This window comes from Lactobacillus sp. UCMA15818, assembly GCF_030400225.1.
Taxonomy (GTDB): Bacteria; Bacillota; Bacilli; order Lactobacillales; family Lactobacillaceae; genus Liquorilactobacillus.
The window spans coordinates 13,056-28,603 of record NZ_VJYB01000002.1 but is presented as its reverse complement, the minus strand read 5'-3'; the positions used below and the strand labels follow the sequence as shown (position 1 = coordinate 28,603).

General features: G+C 36.9%; 14 protein-coding genes. 4 read left to right on the top strand and 10 right to left on the bottom strand.

Annotated features, from left to right (window positions below; all coding sequences use genetic code 11):
• Position 1: 1 nt before the first annotated feature.
• The 6 genes from FFX44_RS03100 to FFX44_RS03075 all read right to left on the bottom strand — a co-directional run bounded on the left by FFX44_RS03100 (position 2) and on the right by FFX44_RS03075 (position 6,919).
• Entirely contained in the window at positions 2 to 406 is a 405-nt protein-coding gene (locus FFX44_RS03100; RefSeq protein WP_289977788.1) for a Mini-ribonuclease 3, read from the bottom strand.
• The gene (gene cysS / locus FFX44_RS03095) at positions 399 to 1,820 is read right to left on the bottom strand and encodes a cysteine--tRNA ligase (protein ID WP_289977785.1); all 1,422 of its coding nucleotides are present in this window, start codon (positions 1,818 to 1,820) and stop codon (positions 399 to 401) included. Before cysS ends, FFX44_RS03100 begins: the two co-directional genes overlap by 8 nt.
• Positions 1,821 to 2,166: 346 nt before the next feature.
• Complete coding sequence (gltX, locus tag FFX44_RS03090; RefSeq protein ID WP_289977784.1) at positions 2,167 to 3,651, bottom strand: glutamate--tRNA ligase; 1,485 nt, start codon at positions 3,649 to 3,651, stop codon at positions 2,167 to 2,169.
• A gap of 128 nt (positions 3,652 to 3,779) precedes the next feature.
• Positions 3,780 to 4,907 carry a PIN/TRAM domain-containing protein gene (locus tag FFX44_RS03085; RefSeq protein ID WP_289977783.1) on the bottom strand — a complete coding sequence of 376 codons (1,128 nt, stop codon included), beginning with the start codon at positions 4,905 to 4,907 and terminating at the stop codon, positions 3,780 to 3,782.
• A gap of 21 nt (positions 4,908 to 4,928) precedes the next feature.
• A complete protein-coding gene (gene radA, locus FFX44_RS03080) occupies positions 4,929 to 6,299 on the bottom strand; it encodes a DNA repair protein RadA (protein ID WP_289977782.1) in 1,371 nt (456 codons plus the stop codon).
• 83 nt (positions 6,300 to 6,382) lie between these two features.
• The gene (locus tag FFX44_RS03075; protein ID WP_289977781.1) at positions 6,383 to 6,919 is read right to left on the bottom strand and encodes a dUTP diphosphatase; all 537 of its coding nucleotides are present in this window, start codon (positions 6,917 to 6,919) and stop codon (positions 6,383 to 6,385) included.
• Between the two features lie 105 nt (positions 6,920 to 7,024).
• On the opposite strand from FFX44_RS03075, the gene FFX44_RS03070 reads away from it, so the two are divergent.
• The 3 genes from FFX44_RS03070 to FFX44_RS03060 all read left to right on the top strand — a co-directional run bounded on the left by FFX44_RS03070 (position 7,025) and on the right by FFX44_RS03060 (position 9,424).
• Positions 7,025 to 7,318, top strand: coding sequence for a GNAT family N-acetyltransferase (locus tag FFX44_RS03070; protein ID WP_289977779.1), 294 nt, complete (start codon positions 7,025 to 7,027; stop codon positions 7,316 to 7,318).
• A 13-nt stretch (positions 7,319 to 7,331) separates the two neighbouring features.
• Positions 7,332 to 8,015, top strand: coding sequence for a ribose-5-phosphate isomerase RpiA (gene rpiA, locus FFX44_RS03065; protein ID WP_289977777.1), 684 nt, complete (start codon positions 7,332 to 7,334; stop codon positions 8,013 to 8,015).
• 74 nt (positions 8,016 to 8,089) lie between these two features.
• Entirely contained in the window at positions 8,090 to 9,424 is a 1,335-nt protein-coding gene (locus tag FFX44_RS03060; protein ID WP_289977775.1) for a C1 family peptidase, read from the top strand.
• A 331-nt stretch (positions 9,425 to 9,755) separates the two neighbouring features.
• On the opposite strand, the gene FFX44_RS03055 is transcribed toward FFX44_RS03060, so the two are convergent.
• From FFX44_RS03055 to FFX44_RS03040, 4 genes are all read right to left on the bottom strand, one after another.
• The gene (locus FFX44_RS03055; RefSeq protein ID WP_289977774.1) at positions 9,756 to 10,430 is read right to left on the bottom strand and encodes a 2,3-bisphosphoglycerate-dependent phosphoglycerate mutase; all 675 of its coding nucleotides are present in this window, start codon (positions 10,428 to 10,430) and stop codon (positions 9,756 to 9,758) included.
• A gap of 243 nt (positions 10,431 to 10,673) precedes the next feature.
• Positions 10,674 to 11,846 carry a C40 family peptidase gene (locus FFX44_RS03050; RefSeq protein ID WP_289977773.1) on the bottom strand — a complete coding sequence of 391 codons (1,173 nt, stop codon included), beginning with the start codon at positions 11,844 to 11,846 and terminating at the stop codon, positions 10,674 to 10,676.
• A 357-nt stretch (positions 11,847 to 12,203) separates the two neighbouring features.
• Positions 12,204 to 13,157: a DMT family transporter gene (locus tag FFX44_RS03045; RefSeq protein WP_289977771.1), complete on the bottom strand. Its 954-nt coding sequence runs from the start codon at positions 13,155 to 13,157 to the stop codon at positions 12,204 to 12,206.
• Between the two features lie 14 nt (positions 13,158 to 13,171).
• Positions 13,172 to 14,116: an AEC family transporter gene (locus FFX44_RS03040; protein WP_289977769.1), complete on the bottom strand. Its 945-nt coding sequence runs from the start codon at positions 14,114 to 14,116 to the stop codon at positions 13,172 to 13,174.
• 204 nt (positions 14,117 to 14,320) lie between these two features.
• On the opposite strand from FFX44_RS03040, the gene FFX44_RS03035 reads away from it, so the two are divergent.
• Positions 14,321 to 15,484: an LCP family protein gene (locus tag FFX44_RS03035; RefSeq protein ID WP_289977767.1), complete on the top strand. Its 1,164-nt coding sequence runs from the start codon at positions 14,321 to 14,323 to the stop codon at positions 15,482 to 15,484.
• Positions 15,485 to 15,548 lie beyond the last annotated feature (64 nt).

The window sequence follows — 15,548 nt, the reverse complement described above, 5'->3', positions numbered from 1 at the left end:
ATTATTTTTGCTCCTTTTCAATCATTTCAATACACCATTGGGCTAATTCAGCGACTCGATTTTCCTGATTACTTAAAAATAGATAACCGAACAATGCCTCAAAACCAGTTGAGATACGGTAAGTAATCACTGCCGTATTCTTTGCGGAAGTATGACTTTTAGCATTTCTTCCGCGCCTAAAATATTCTAATTCTGTCTCATTTAAAATATTTTGTTCCTGCATTTTTTCAGTCAGAAAAGACTGTGCCTTTGCTGAAACATAATGAGTAGCTGTCTTATGAAGATGGTTTGGCTTTGTTAACCCCTTAGCAAGCAAATGTTTACGAATATAGACTTCATAAATTGCATCACCCATATATGCCAACGCAATCCCATTTACCTGTTCGAAATCATTTTTTTCATTCATCTTTCTTCCACCTTGTTCCCTGTGCAGTATCTTCCAGTATGATGCCCTTTCCCTTTAATAAATCCCTAATCATATCACTTTTTTCAAAGTTATGATCCCTTCGTGCCGCATTGCGCTGTTCAATCAGCTCTTTGACCTCTTTTACATCAACATCTGTTTCTTTATGAACATTCAAAAAAATACCAAAAATATTCAGTTCCTTAATCAATATTTGCATAAATTCTTCCAAGGTACTCTTTATTACTCGATCTTCCGAACTATAAACATTTAATTTCTTAGCTAGGTCATAAACAACTGTAATTGCATTTTGGACATTAAAATCATCATCCATAGCTGCTTCAAAATCAATTTTTTGTTGGATTAAATATTCATTGCTTTCATTATCATTTTGCATTTCTTCAGCATCTTTTAGACGATAGGCAGCATTATCATATGCTCCCTGCAATTTTTTCAAATTTGCAGCTGCATCTTCCAGATTAGCTTTACTGTATTTAATTGGACGCCGATATTGAGTAGTCGCCATGAAGAACCTTAAGACTTGCGGACTAACTTCTTTAACAATCTCGTGAACAGTAATGAAGTTTCCCAATGACTTACTCATCTTTTCCTCGTCTTCACCAATTGTAACAAAGCCATTATGCAACCAATAATTCGCAAATTTTTTGCCTGTCTTAGCTTCACTCTGTGCAATCTCATTTTCATGATGTGGAAATTCCAAATCCTGACCACCTGCATGAATATCAATCGTATCACCCAAAAATTTCGTTGCCATAACTGAACATTCAATGTGCCAACCTGGACGTCCGCTTCCCCAAGGTGATTTCCAATAAATTTCACCTTTTTTTGCTGCCTTCCAAAGAGCAAAGTCTAAGGGATCTTCCTTCTTTTGAACTTCGTCATCATTAAGGCGCTCACTTGCTCCTTGCTCAAGCTCATTGATTGATTGTCCAGAAAGTTGACCGTATTTTGCAAATTTACGAGCCCGATAATAAACATCGCCTTGGGATTCATACGCGTACCCATTAACAATTAGTACCTGAATAAACTTAATAATATCGTCCATTGTATCCATAACTCGTGGATTCAAAGTTGCACGCTTAATATTAAGTGCATCTGTATCTTCATAGAAAGCCTTGATGTATTTATCAGAAACCTCACGCGGCGTAATCTTAAGATTCTTGCTGGCAGCAATAATCTTATCATCAACATCTGTGAAATTTGAGACATAATTAACTTGAAACCCACGATACTCAAAATAGCGACGGATTGTATCAAAAGCAATTGCACTCCGCGCATTCCCAATATGGATATAATTATACACGGTTGGGCCACATACATACATTGTAATGTGTCCTGAATTAAGGGGTGTGAAATTTTCTTTTTTATTTGTGAGTGTGTTATAAAGTTGAATCATTCACTGCTTCTCCTTTTTTATACTTAATTATAGACGATTATTCAATAAAGTGGTATAAACTCCTCAAATCTCTTGCAATCTACAAAAAAATGACTGTGGTAAAAAATATAACATTCAGGTTTCACTATCAAATTGAAAGTACAGTACATTCTTTGCGATAGGTCTTTCAAAGTAACCAGAAGATTTCGTTCTCTGGAGCATCTTTTCCTAAAATTAAAAAATTGACTAGACATGTAGGAAGAGGCTAGATCAAAATTTAACTTTTGACCCAGCCCCTCATACTAAATTACAAATAAACGTATCTAAAGTTAGCTTGCTTCATAAAAGACATGGCAATTGAGCTGGACTACATCTCAGCCAGTGTCTTTTCAAGATGCTTTAAAGCCTTTTCTTTGCCTAACAGCTCAACTGAAGCTGCCAGCTCTGGTCCATGCATTTCACGTGTGGTTGCAATTCTAATTGGCATGTAAAGCTTTCTGCCCCTAATTCCAGTTTCTTTTTGAATTGCATAAATCGTATTTTGAATCTCAGTAGCATCAAAAATTGGCAACTTTGCCACTTTTTTCGCAAATTCATTCAACACCGTTTTTGCACTTTCATCACTTAACTCTTTCAATGCAGCTTCATCTAACTTCGGTGGCTCGTCAAAGAAAATTTCTGATAATTTTACAATTTCACCCGTATAAGACATTTGTTGCTTAAATAAGCTAATTAACTTGCGAGCCCATTCAATTGTTTTAGGATCAGGATTTTCCTCAACTTTGCCTGCTCGAATCAACTGCCTAAGTGCAGAATCAACAACTCCGTCTTCTTTAGCATTTTTAACGTACTGATTGTTAATCCATTCAAGTTTCTTACCATCAAAGGATGCTGGTGAGCGGCTCAAACGCTTAGGATCAAACATACTAATCAGTTCTTTACGGTTAAAAATTTCTTTTTCACCCACTGGAGACCATCCCAATAATGTAATGAAGTTGAACATCGCATCCGGCAAATATCCCAATGCACGATATTGTTCAATAAATTGAAGTACGCTTTCATCACGCTTGCTCAATTTTTTACCGGTTTCAGTATTAATAATCAATGTCATATGACCGAATATCGGTGCTTCCCAGCCAAACGCTTCATACACAACTAATTGCTTTGGTGTATTCGCAATATGATCATCACCACGCAACACATGTGTAATCTCCATCATATGGTCATCTACAACAACTGCAAAGTTATATGTAGGTATCCCATCACGTTTTTGAATAACAAAATCCCCACCAATTGTATTCGAATCAAAACTAATTTGACCCTTAACCATGTCATCAAATTCATAAGTCTTATTTTCTGGAACCCTAATTCTAACAACCGGTTTTAATCCAGCTGCTTGCGCTTCTGCTTGCTTTTTAGAGATCTCTTCGTCAGACATTCCTGCATATTCATAAATATATCTTGGAGCTTCTCCATTTGCCTTTTGTTCTTCACGTTGTGCATTCAACTCGTCTTCAGTCATATAAGACTCATATGCAAGTCCATTATCTAATAATTGCTTAATCAAAGGTAAATAAATTGCTTGTCTTTCAGATTGTCTATATGGGCCAAAGTCTCCTGGTTTATCAGGGCCTTCATCCCAATCAATTCCCAACCATGTCAAATTCTCTAACTGACTTCTTTCACCATCTGCAATATTTCTCTTAGAATCAGTATCTTCAATTCTAATAACCATTGTTCCGTTATTATGTCTTGCAAATAAATAATTAAACAATGCAGTTCGTGCATTCCCTATATGCAGATGCCCCGTTGGACTTGGAGCATAACGCACACGAATCTTCTTATCTACCAATTATAGCGCCTCTTTCTTTTTCTGAATTGATTAATCAGACTAATATCCATAGTCAAAACAATCGATACAATAATAATTTTACAATGAATATACAGAAAAATAAACCAACCAAATAAAAGTTTCTTATTTTAATTTTTTTCTTTGATTCCTCTAGTTGAATGCACTGGCTTAGCAAAGATCATTCTCCCAGCATCTGTTTGTAATGCACTTGTCACTACCACTTCAATCGGGTTGTTCAAATAATACCGCCCGTCTTCAACGACAATCATTGTTCCATCATCTAAGTATGCAACCCCTTGCTGCCTTTCCGTACCATTCTTGATTACAGTAACCGTCATTTTTTCTCCTGGTACCACTCTGGGTTTTAATGCTTTCGCCAAAGCATTAACATTCAACACTTCAACATTTTGAAACTCACTGACCTTATTTAAATTATAATCATTTGTAACAACCACGGCATCCAGAAGTTTGGCCAGTTTAATTAACTTGCTGTCGACCTCTTGAATGTCATCAAAGTCGCCCTCATACATTTCAACGGGAACTTTTTTATCAGCGCGCAGCTTATTAAGAATGTCAAGGCCACGTCGCCCCCGAACTCTCTTAATGCTATCTGCAGAATCAGCGATATACTGGAGTTCGTATAATACAAAATTTGGTACAATCAATGTTCCTTCAATAAAACCTGTATTGACCAAATCATAAATTCGACCATCAATCAAGATATTTGTATCTAAGAGTTTTAAACGGTGAAAGTTATCACCAGTTTTTCTCTCCAAAACGCTAGCATTATCGAGATCCTCTACTTTTTTTTCTGTACGCTGTCTTCTACTACTCATAAGTTTTTTAAAAAAATCTAGATGATTTCTTCCTACAAAATATCCCAAATAACCGAAAATAACCATTAAAACTATCGGAATCACAGTGTTTAATAAAAACACTTGTGAATGCGAAACCAAAGTTGATATCAAGGCAGCTATCATCAGGCCTACAACGACCGAAAGACTAGTTGAAATTATTACATACGGATTTTGTTGTGCCAAGTTGTTTTCTAGTCTCTTTATTAATCTCTCCAGCGGCTCAGTCACAAATATTGAAACAATGTGCATTACTGCTAATCCAATTAAAATATTTACAGCAAAATTATTAAACCAGATATGATTTGAAAGACCTATCAATAACCAAACCGGAGGCATGAAGGTGTATCCTGCACCAATTCCTAAGACAGCGAGCACAACTTTTATCATTATTTTTCTCATTTCTTTCTCCTTCCTAAATTATTAGTTAAAGGTCACCTTCAACGCTTCGCCTAAAGTCGAAACACCAACAACCTTTATATCTTTCGGGGGAGTCCATCCAACCAAATTATTCTTAGGTAAAATTACCCTTTTGAAACCAAGCTTTGCAGCTTCAGCAACCCTTTGTTCAATCCGATTAACTCTTCTGATTTCACCGGTTAACCCAAGTTCCCCAATGAAACAATCGGTTGCTTGTGACTGGGCATCTCGATAACTTGAAACAATGCTAACTGCGATCGCCAAATCAATCGCAGGTTCATCCAACTTCACACCACCAGCTGCCTTTAGATATGCATCTTGATTCTGTAGCAAAAGGCCTGCACGCTTCTCAAGAACAGCCATAATCAGCGAGATTCGGTTATGATCTAGCCCCGTCGTTGTTCGCTTGGCATTTCCAAATGCCGTTGGTGTAACAAGTGCCTGAATTTCAACTAAAATAGGTCTAGTACCCTCTAAAGAAACAACGATGGCGGACCCCGTTGCCCCGCTGAGTCGTTCTTCTAAGAAGATTTCAGAAGGGTTGGCAACTTCATATAGCCCTCCTTCTTTCATTTCAAAAATTCCGATTTCATTTGTTGAGCCAAATCGATTTTTTACAGCCCTCAAAATTCGATATGCATGGTGTAAATCTCCTTCAAAATACAGAACCGTATCAACCATATGTTCCAATATTTTGGGTCCAGCGATTGCCCCACCCTTTGTGACATGCCCAACTATGAAGATGGTTATTCCGTTAGTCTTTGCAATTTGCATTAACTCAGCTGTAACCTCCCGAATCTGTGCAACACTCCCGACCGCGGAAGCCATTTCAGGTTCCTGCATGGTTTGAACCGAATCAATGACTACAAAATCAGGTTTTAACTTGTCAATGTATTGATGAATACTTGTCATATCGGTCTCTGGGTATAAATAAAACTTCTGCCCTTTTATTCCCAGACGCTGTGCCCGTAACTTAATCTGCATTGCACTTTCTTCGCCAGACACATACAAAACCGTTAACTCTTGCTTTGCTAATTGCCCCGAAAGTTGAAGCAGCAGCGTGGATTTCCCAATTCCAGGATCTCCACCTATTAGAATAAGAGAACCTGGTACGATTCCACCACCTAAGACACGATCAAGTTCGACTGATGCAGTCGTTGTTCGCGGATTATCTTGGACGTCCACTTCATCAATTAATTGTGGTCTGGGGCTGTTACCGCTAAAACTAACTCTTGCTTTTTTATTGGCTTTATTAGACTGTTCAACCTCTTCAACCAATGTATTCCAAGCACCACAATTTGGGCAACGTCCCAAATATCGAGGTGAAGAATATCCACAGTCTTGACACACATACTGCGTTTTAATCTTGACCACTTGCTAGCCTTCTTTCACTTACTCAACTCATCATATCATGTTTGACTTTTTTTAAGCATCATTCCCTGATTCTTTACGGTTTTTTACTTACCTGATGATCCAAAACCGCCCGTTCGCTTCTTCAATGGTTCTTCTTCGCTATCAACCGTTAGAAACGGAATGAAGATTCCCTGCCCAATTCGCTCATTTTTCTTGATTGTCACATCCCTGATACCAAAATTCATGAGCTGAAAGAATATCTCTCCATCATTATCAGCATTGCCATAATAATCAGCATCCACAATTCCCACTCCGTTCGGCAAAACCAAATTTCTTTTCAGTGGGTTACTAGAGCGATTTGCAAGCATCAAAAATTCTTCTGTTCCCATGTATGCTTTGACTCCTGTGGGAACTAAAAAGGGCTTAAGGATCTTGTTTGCTTTTTCATAATCAATGTTCGTAATCGCTTGCTTTTTTTTGATACTCCATAAAATTTTTAGAAAATTAAGCTTCCAGATTGATGGCAGCACAAAGTCCTGCGCCGCATAAAAATCATAGCCTGCTGCATTTTTTGTAGCACGCGTTGGCAATGTAATTTCTTCTTCGTTAAATCGTTTTACTACCTCAAATCCTCTTCTCAAAATATCACTCTTTCCATAATTTATTCTACTATTCTATCATTATTTAATAAACAGATACAGTACCTTCTCATATGCTATAATTAAACAAAAAAAGAGGTGTTTTATATGATTACTAAATTCACAGAAAATTCCTTTGATTATTATCGTTCGGAAGCTGATGAAAAACCTATCGCACATATTGGCTTTTCATTGCTTGATAACTCCCAAACATACTTGGTTGAACACACCTGGGTAGATGAGAGTGCACGTGGAACAGGGTTAGCTGGAAAAATTACAAAGGATTTTCTCGCAAAAGTCGCTGACAAGTCCAAGAAAATTATCCCGTTATGCCCCTATACAAAGAAGTTTTTCGAGAAACATTCTGAGTATCAATATCTACTCAAAGAAGAAAATAATTAATGAGGTGAATATCGTGAATCAAGATGAGTTAAAAGCTCTTGTCGGAAAAAAGGCAGTTGATTGGGTCGTTGATGATATGATTGTTGGCTTGGGAACCGGTTCAACAGTTAAATATATGATAAGTGAACTTGCAAAAAAGATTCAAAAAGAACAGCTATCGATCACGGGGGTGGTCACCTCTGAGGAAACAGCCAAGCAGGCAACTTCATTGGGAATCCCACTAAAGTCAGTCGATGAAGTTGACCACATTGATCTTACGATTGATGGCGCCGATGAGGTTAGTACCGACTTTCAGGGAATCAAGGGTGGCGGTGCTGCACTTTTATTCGAAAAAATCGTGGCCACTAACTCGCAAAAAAACATCTGGATTGTGGATCAAAGTAAACTCGTGAATAGATTGGGAAAATTTCCTCTTCCAGTTGAAGTCATTCCTTATGGCAGTCAAAAAGTTTTTACACGTTTTGATTCTAAAGGATTTCAACCGACTTTCAGATTGGCTGCTGACGGTGCAAAACTACGAACCGATTCTGCTAATTATATAATTGATTTACATTTAGGACAAATAACGAATCCACTGAAGCTTGCTGCTTATTTAAAAACACAAGTTGGTGTCGTTGAACATGGTCTCTTCCTAAACACCGTTAACACTGTTATCGTTGGCTATGATGATGGTCCTAAAGTTCTAGAAGCGCGCTGATTGCCAGCAAGGTTTACGTGTTACTTCTTTTATCATATAATGTTCTTATATCTTTTTAAGGAGAGTGACAAATAGTGAGCAAAGCTATCAAGCACCAACAATTATCAAAATTTAAAAATTCTCTTGCAGGACGGTCAGAACACAAAGTTCTTGAGCGCGCAGTTACAAAAAATGGAATTTATACAACTTCAGCCGATTATCGTTCAGAAGTCAGCATGACTCCTGTTTTCTCAATTGACTTGGATACTGGTGATGTTGCTAATCAAAAGCAATCAGGTCGTTGTTGGATGTTTGCAGCATTGAATACAATGCGCCATGATATGAAAAATAAATTCAATGTACCAAAGAATTTTGAACTTTCACAAAATTATACATTTTTCTGGGACAAACTCGAAAAAGCCAATTACTTCTATGAAAATGTAATTACCACAGCTGCTTTACCAACATCAGACCGTAAAGTTTCCTTCCTGATGACAACACCTCAACAAGATGGTGGGCAGTGGGATATGATTGTCGCTATCATCGAAAAATATGGTGTAGTTCCTCAATCAGCTATGCCTGAAACATTCAACTCTTCTGCTTCACGTGAATTCAATAACACTTTCGACTTAAAATTACGCAAGGATGCTGTGACTTTGCGTAACTTAGTTGCCGATGGAATATCAGAGAAAGAGCTTGAAGATACAAAAGAGAAGATGCTGGATGATGCATATCGGATGTTAGCTTATAGCTTTGGTGAACCACCTACTCATTTTGACTTTGAGTATCGCGATTCAGACAAAAACTATCATATTGAACGCAACATCACACCTATTGATTTCTTTAACAAGTATGTTGGTTGGAACCTGGACGATTATGTTTCAATCATCAACGGTCCAACTGCTGATAAACCATACAATCACATGTACACAGTTGAAATGCTTGGTAATGTCGTAGATGGTCGCCCAGTCCGTCACTTGAACGTTGATATGGCAACCTTCCGCAACGTTGCAGTAAAGCAGCTTCAGAGCGGTGAAAGTGTGTGGTTTGGTTGCGATGTCGGCCAGTCTTCTGACCGTCAAAAGGGAATTATGGATACTGCGCTATACCATAAAGATGAACTCTTTGATATTGACTTAAGCATTTCCAAAGCTGAAAGATTGGACTATGGCGAAAGTCTCATGACTCATGCTATGGTTTTAACTGGTGTTGATTTGGTTGATGATGAACCAACTAAATGGAAAGTCGAAAACTCATGGGGTAAAAAAGTTGGTACAGACGGTTTCTTCGTTATGAGTAACGATTGGATGAATGAATATTGCTATCAAATTGTCGTTAATAAGAAATTTCTCTCTGCAGAATTACAAGAAGTTCTCAAAGAAGAGCCAAAAGTCCTTGCGCCTTGGGATCCAATGGGTGCTTTGGCATAAATTATCATCTTCTGTATAAGAGTTTTCGATACATCGTTAAAACTCGAAGATGAACGAAATATTTTAATCTCTAAAAATATGTACTTAAGTGTAGCAGAGGAGTATGACATAAGTCGAGAAAATTTGAGTACTAACTCGAGATTACGAACATAGCGAGAAGGTTGCTATGAGTAATTTAAAGTTAGACGGAGAATTTTGACCTATGGAATACGTTTATACAGGACAAAGGGGGTGGCCAAATGTTAAATTTGGCCGCCCCCTTTCCTACATTTAGAAGTCTCCAATTTCTTATTTTTGAATAACCTAGCAAACCAACTAAAAATTAATGAACTTATCTTAATTCTCTTTTGGAAATAATCTTTAATCTACTATCAAGTTCATAGATAATCGGAACCGCATTTTCGACTTCGACACCATCAATTGCTGAATCACTGATTTCTTCAATATATTTAATTAATGCTCTTAAGGTACTTCCATGTGCAACAATTATTTGATTTTTTTGATGAATTAACTTGGGTGCAATACTATCTATCCAATATGGAATAATTCTATCAGAAGCATCCTTTAAACTTTCTGCCAGTGGTAGAATCGTCTTGGGATAAGCCGAATATCTTCGGTCTTCATCCGGCTCACTCATCCTAGGAGGTACAGTGGTAAAACTTCTCCGCCACAATGCAACCTCTTTTTCTCCATAAATTTCTCTTGTCCATTGTTTGTTTAACCCTCGTAAAGCCCCATAATGTCTTTCATTCAAGCGCCATGTTTTTTCAACTGGGATACTATTTTGATTAATACACTCAAGCACAATATTTGCGGTTTTAATTGCACGTGTCAGTACAGATGTATGCAATTCAGTAAAAATAATTTTTTCTGTATTTAAGAGGACTCCAGCCTTTTTCGCCTGACGCTCTCCTTCTAGAGTTAATGGTGAATCCGACCAGCCAGTATATTCATTTGCCAGATTTGCAGTACTCTGTCCATGTCTTAGCAAAACTAATTTAACCATGTTTTCTCTCTCCTCTGATCCTTTTACCTAATGCTTTTATCATATCAGATTTTTTTGATCTAGAATAGTTTATTCAAAGGAAATAGGAGCCCAAGTTAATTTTCAACCCGGTCTCCTTATTATTTCCTTATAACCATGCTTCATAAGTCAAAATTCTTCATCTAGCTTCATGCTAAAACTTAAGATTTACCAACTTAACGATACTCTTTTCACTAATCAAATGTCAGTTGATTTAAAATGCTACTACTTTAAACGTCCTGCAAACGAAGGCGTATATCCTGAAATTGTTCCAACTTTTACTGTTTCACCTGTTCTTGGTGCATGAACATACTGGCCATTTCCGATATAAATTGCTACATGATACGAACTGCCTTTGCCACCCCAGAATAATAAATCTCCCGGTTGAGCTTGCGAAACAGCTTCATATGTAACATATCCCTCTTGCGAAACAGTATTATGTGGAAGCGATACTCCAAACTTAGAATAAACATATGCTGTCAAGCCTGAACAATCCATTCCTGAAAGAGATCCTCCACCCCAAACATAAGGAATATTCAGTTTTGTCAAAGACAATGCAGCCGCAACAACTGAACTCGTATCTACGTTTGAACTTGCTGCTGTTGTTGAATAGGCAGTTTGTGTTACAGTTGCTGAATTATTTGTAGTAGTGCTAGAAGTATTAGAACTGGTTGCAGCAGTGTTTGAAGTAGTTGTACTACTGCTTCCAGAAGAAGCTGTTGTTACAGCCTTTGTAGCAGTCGCAAGTGCACTATTTGCCTCTGCACTGCTCTTAGCAGCCTTAACTGCTGCTGCTGCCTTTTGCGCTGCTGCTAAAGCTTCTTCAGCCTGTTTCTTTGCATCATCTTCTTTAGCCTTTTTAACTTTTAATTGAATCTTTTGAACTGCCAAATCAGCCATATCATTCCTCAACTTCTCACTGGCTTTTTTCTGAGCTGTAACAGATTCATCAACTTGCTTTTTATCAGCCGCAACTTTTTCCTGATCACTCTTCTGTTCTTGCAAAGTTTGACTATTTGCTTGAACCATAGTTGCAACAGTAGCAACACGATCAATTGCATCACTAAAACTCTTTGAATCCGTTAAGAACTCAATTAGGCTCCCGGTATCATTTTGTTGTGCCGAACGTGCTTGTTCAGCTAAATGAGATCTTCTAGCATTAATATTTTTTGTCAATGAAGCAATCTCAACTGAATCCGAATATTGCTGATCTTGTAACTTTGAAAGCTTCGTCTGGCTTTCGCTTACTAACTTCTGTGTATCAGAAATTTTTTGATTAACATCATTAATCTGTGTTGCAGTATCTGAAGCTGAAGCATTAGTTCCTAAGCTAACAACTGCTACAAGTGATGCAACTACGAGTACAGTTTTTGAAATTAAATTATGTTCCACTGACATACACCTCTGACATTTGATTAAATGTTTTTTTTAATTATTTATGTACAATTTAACTACAAGAATAATTCTACCATGCTTGCACAATAATGAGCATTACATTATATTTACAAAATCAGCTCAAGAATGGTGCTTTTAGACATTTCTGTTACATTAATATTTCAAAAGTTACAAAGAGCAATCACAAATATTTTATCCATCTTATGCACACGTTTAGTTAAAATTTACGAACATAATCGGTTTAACCACTAATATCGATTCTTTTAGTGGACTTCATGTGTAAAAAAGTACTAAAAAAGAAGGGCCTTAGTTGTTTTTAACAACAATTCCCTTCTAAATTTGAAATATATAAACCCATCATCAATTTTTGGGTATAATCGTTTCTTCTTTGACACGATTACCCAAAAATGTTACAACGGAGCCTAATAAAATAATTATGATTCCGATAATTGTAAGTCCCGTTACCTTTTCTCCAATCAACATTGCTGCCAAAATTGGGGCTAATCCCGGTTTTATAAAAAATACTAAGGAAGCTGTTGAAACATTTGAATTCTCCATTGCAAGGAAATAAAAAGCAAACCCCCCGCCTGTGACACAGACACCCAAATAAAGCAACATTGGCAGTGAACCAATTGTTATATTTTGCAGTATTGGCAAATTTTGAAAAGTTTTTAGACTTGGAACACTCCCTAAAAACTTAGCAATAAATGGTATATGTGTAATTAATGAGAGTATAAGTAATTCAATAGTCCCAGCTACAAATGTATAACAAGTCATCACAATCCCATTTAGTCCCCTCTTCATAGAACCATAACGTGAAATAATTGAATAAAAACCAAATGTGACTGCTGCTAAAACGCCCAAAATAATTCCCATTGGTTTAGTAAGATGCAGTGGATCAATGATTACAAGCAGACCTAAGATAGATATTACAACAGCAATTAAGTTCGCTCTTCCCAAATGTTCTCGTAAAATGATAAATGCAAATATTAGGGCAAACACTGGGTTACAACTGAACAAAACTGCAACTGTTGATGCTTTAGTTGCCACAACAGCCAACTGAAAAAGTGTCATACTAACAATTACGCAAAGAAATCCAGTCAAACAAAAAAGATACCAATCTTCTTTTCCAAGCTTTCGTTTGCTTGTTTTCAGTCCCTTGCTTGCAAATGGCAGCAATACCAATGCACCAATAAAGAAACGAATAAGGTTCAATTGAATTGGATTAAAAGTCGCACCGGCAACCTTTAGCGCTATTTCCATTGAACTGAACATAAATGTTGATATAAGAACATAAATTATTGTTTTTTTCACAACTACCCCTCTTTTTAAATACTTTGTGTAACTAACATTAAAATCGGCACAACCGCAAGTGAGATTAACGTTGTTTCTGTGACCATCACCGCCGCATAATCAGAATCCGCACCATACAAACTCGCAACGACTGGAGCATTCGTCATAACAGGCATTGCCGATTGAAGTATAAAAACTTGTTTCATCAAAACCGGCATATCCGCTGGCATAACTAGCAAAAACATTAATGCCGGCGCAAATAAGAACCGTCCCATTAATACTAGGATATTATCTTTATGCAATGCAAGATGATTAAGTCCCGCATGTGAAACAGAGATTCCAATAAATAGCATCGAAAGTGGGATCGTCAGATTACCAATGTAATCCAAGTCAGACTTAACAAATACTGGTAATTGGACTTTTAATAAAACGAAAATGACTCCTACTATAAAGCCCATCAGTGGTGGTGAAAAAATCTTACCTAAAGCCTTCTTCCAATCTAACTGACTTTTTAATCCACCATCTCGTTGTATTAAGTAAGTACCCAATGTCCAAAAAATAGTAGTGTTTGCCATATAATAGATTAATACATACGGTATACTGTCAGCTCCAAAAAGTGCACGGTTAATCGGTAAACCTACAAAAACTGTATTCGAATTGAAAAACATCGATGAAAATAATCCGGCATGACTTTTGCGAATCCTAAATATTTTTACAATTGCAAATGCAAATGCCATTAGTATCACCATCGAAATAACTGGGAATCTCAAGTCTGGCAACATTCTGGGTAAATCATCCGCGTTAAATCTCGTGACAATCGTTGACACCATATAACACGGTAATGCAATTTGTGTTACTAATCTAGCTATTAATTTAGTTGACTTTTCACCAAACCACCCACGTTCTGCCAAAATATACCCTAGCACTATCATCACTAATATTACCAGCACACCCGAAATGCTGTGCTCAAAAACACTCATCCTCTCATCTCTCTTCTTTCTTTCATGTATAAACATCCATCAGTATATCACAACTTATGAGAAAATTTTATTTGCTTTTTAATTAGACTATTTTATTTGAATATTCAAAATAGTTTAAAAAAAATTTAATTTTAAGTTATGCTACTCAATTAATAACTCTTAGTAGTATAATTCTTATAATAATAGTTGATTAAGGAGTTACTGATGAATAACAATAATAAAAATGAGTTTTCAACGTCATCTCCATTGAGAAGAAGGGAAGACAATCATGACCATCGCAGAAGGAATCCACATAAGAAACGCAGAGTATTAAGTTTAATTGGACTGATTGTGGTACTGATTTTATTTTATGGAGCTGGCGTCTACGCTCGCAGTCTCATAGGAGCTGCTCAACAAACTCTTGACAAAACGTACCAAAAAACCAAAGTTAAAAAATTAAGAAATGTTTCTCAGATTTTAAAGAAGAAAAAACCTTTTTCCATTTTACTTCTAGGAACCGATACTGGTGACCTAGGGAGAACTGATAAGGGGCGTACTGATACAATCATTGTTGCTACAATCAATCCTAAAACCAAAAAGGCAACCTTGACAAGTATTCCACGTGATACGCAGGTTAAAATCACCGGCTCGTCTAGTTCTTATGACAAGATTAATTCCGCCTATACAATTGGAGGAACATCTGCCGCAATTTCAACCGTGCAAAATACTCTTCATATTCCAATCGACTTCTATCTACTAGTCAATATGGGTGGATTATCAAAATTAGTTAATGCAGTTGGTGGTGTTTCAATCGATCCTCTACTAACTTTCCATTATAGCTATGCAAATGTTACCAAGGGTAAAACTGTAACTCTAAATGGTAATGAAGCTTTGGCATATTCAAGAATGCGGTATACCGATCCAGAAGGTGACTATGGTCGTCAGAAACGTCAAAAACAGGTAATTGAGGCAATTGTTTCTAAGCTGCTGACGATTTCTTCTATATCCAACTTCCAAAAAATATTAAATACAGTCAAGGATAATATGCAAACGGACCTGACTTTCAATGACATGATGACCATTGAAACTAACTATAAGGATGCAGCGGGAACCATCAAATCCTATGTCCTTCAGGGCGAAGATGCAACAATTGGTGGTCTATCATATCAGGTTGCCACAGCGGCAGAAAAGCAAAAAATTTCTAATAAAATTCGTTCAGAATTAGGATTGAATCCTTCAAATGCAACTTTTGTCGGTCAAATATCTAGTTATGGTTCAAATTCTACCTATGGTTCGAGTTCTTCATCAAGTTATGGTGCTTATTCTTCAAGCTCTCGTTCGACCTATGGCACCTATTCCTCAAGCTCCCCTTCCCATTATGGTTATTAACTATAAAATAATCTAAATTAGTTCAGAGATTGAATCAAGGTTAAATTTTGATTCAATCTTTTTT

Coding starts and splice junctions, on each gene's coding strand:
- FFX44_RS03085 (WP_289977783.1), bottom strand. CDS start 4,907: ATGAGAAAAATAATGATAAAAGTTGTGCTCGCTGTCTTAGGAATTGGT.
- FFX44_RS03070 (WP_289977779.1), top strand. CDS start 7,025: ATGATTACTAAATTCACAGAAAATTCCTTTGATTATTATCGTTCGGAA.
- FFX44_RS03040 (WP_289977769.1), bottom strand. CDS start 14,116: ATGAGTGTTTTTGAGCACAGCATTTCGGGTGTGCTGGTAATATTAGTG.
- cysS (WP_289977785.1), bottom strand. CDS start 1,820: ATGATTCAACTTTATAACACACTCACAAATAAAAAAGAAAATTTCACA.
- FFX44_RS03055 (WP_289977774.1), bottom strand. CDS start 10,430: ATGGTTAAATTAGTTTTGCTAAGACATGGACAGAGTACTGCAAATCTG.
- FFX44_RS03035 (WP_289977767.1), top strand. CDS start 14,321: ATGAATAACAATAATAAAAATGAGTTTTCAACGTCATCTCCATTGAGA.
- FFX44_RS03100 (WP_289977788.1), bottom strand. CDS start 406: ATGAATGAAAAAAATGATTTCGAACAGGTAAATGGGATTGCGTTGGCA.
- FFX44_RS03050 (WP_289977773.1), bottom strand. CDS start 11,846: ATGTCAGTGGAACATAATTTAATTTCAAAAACTGTACTCGTAGTTGCA.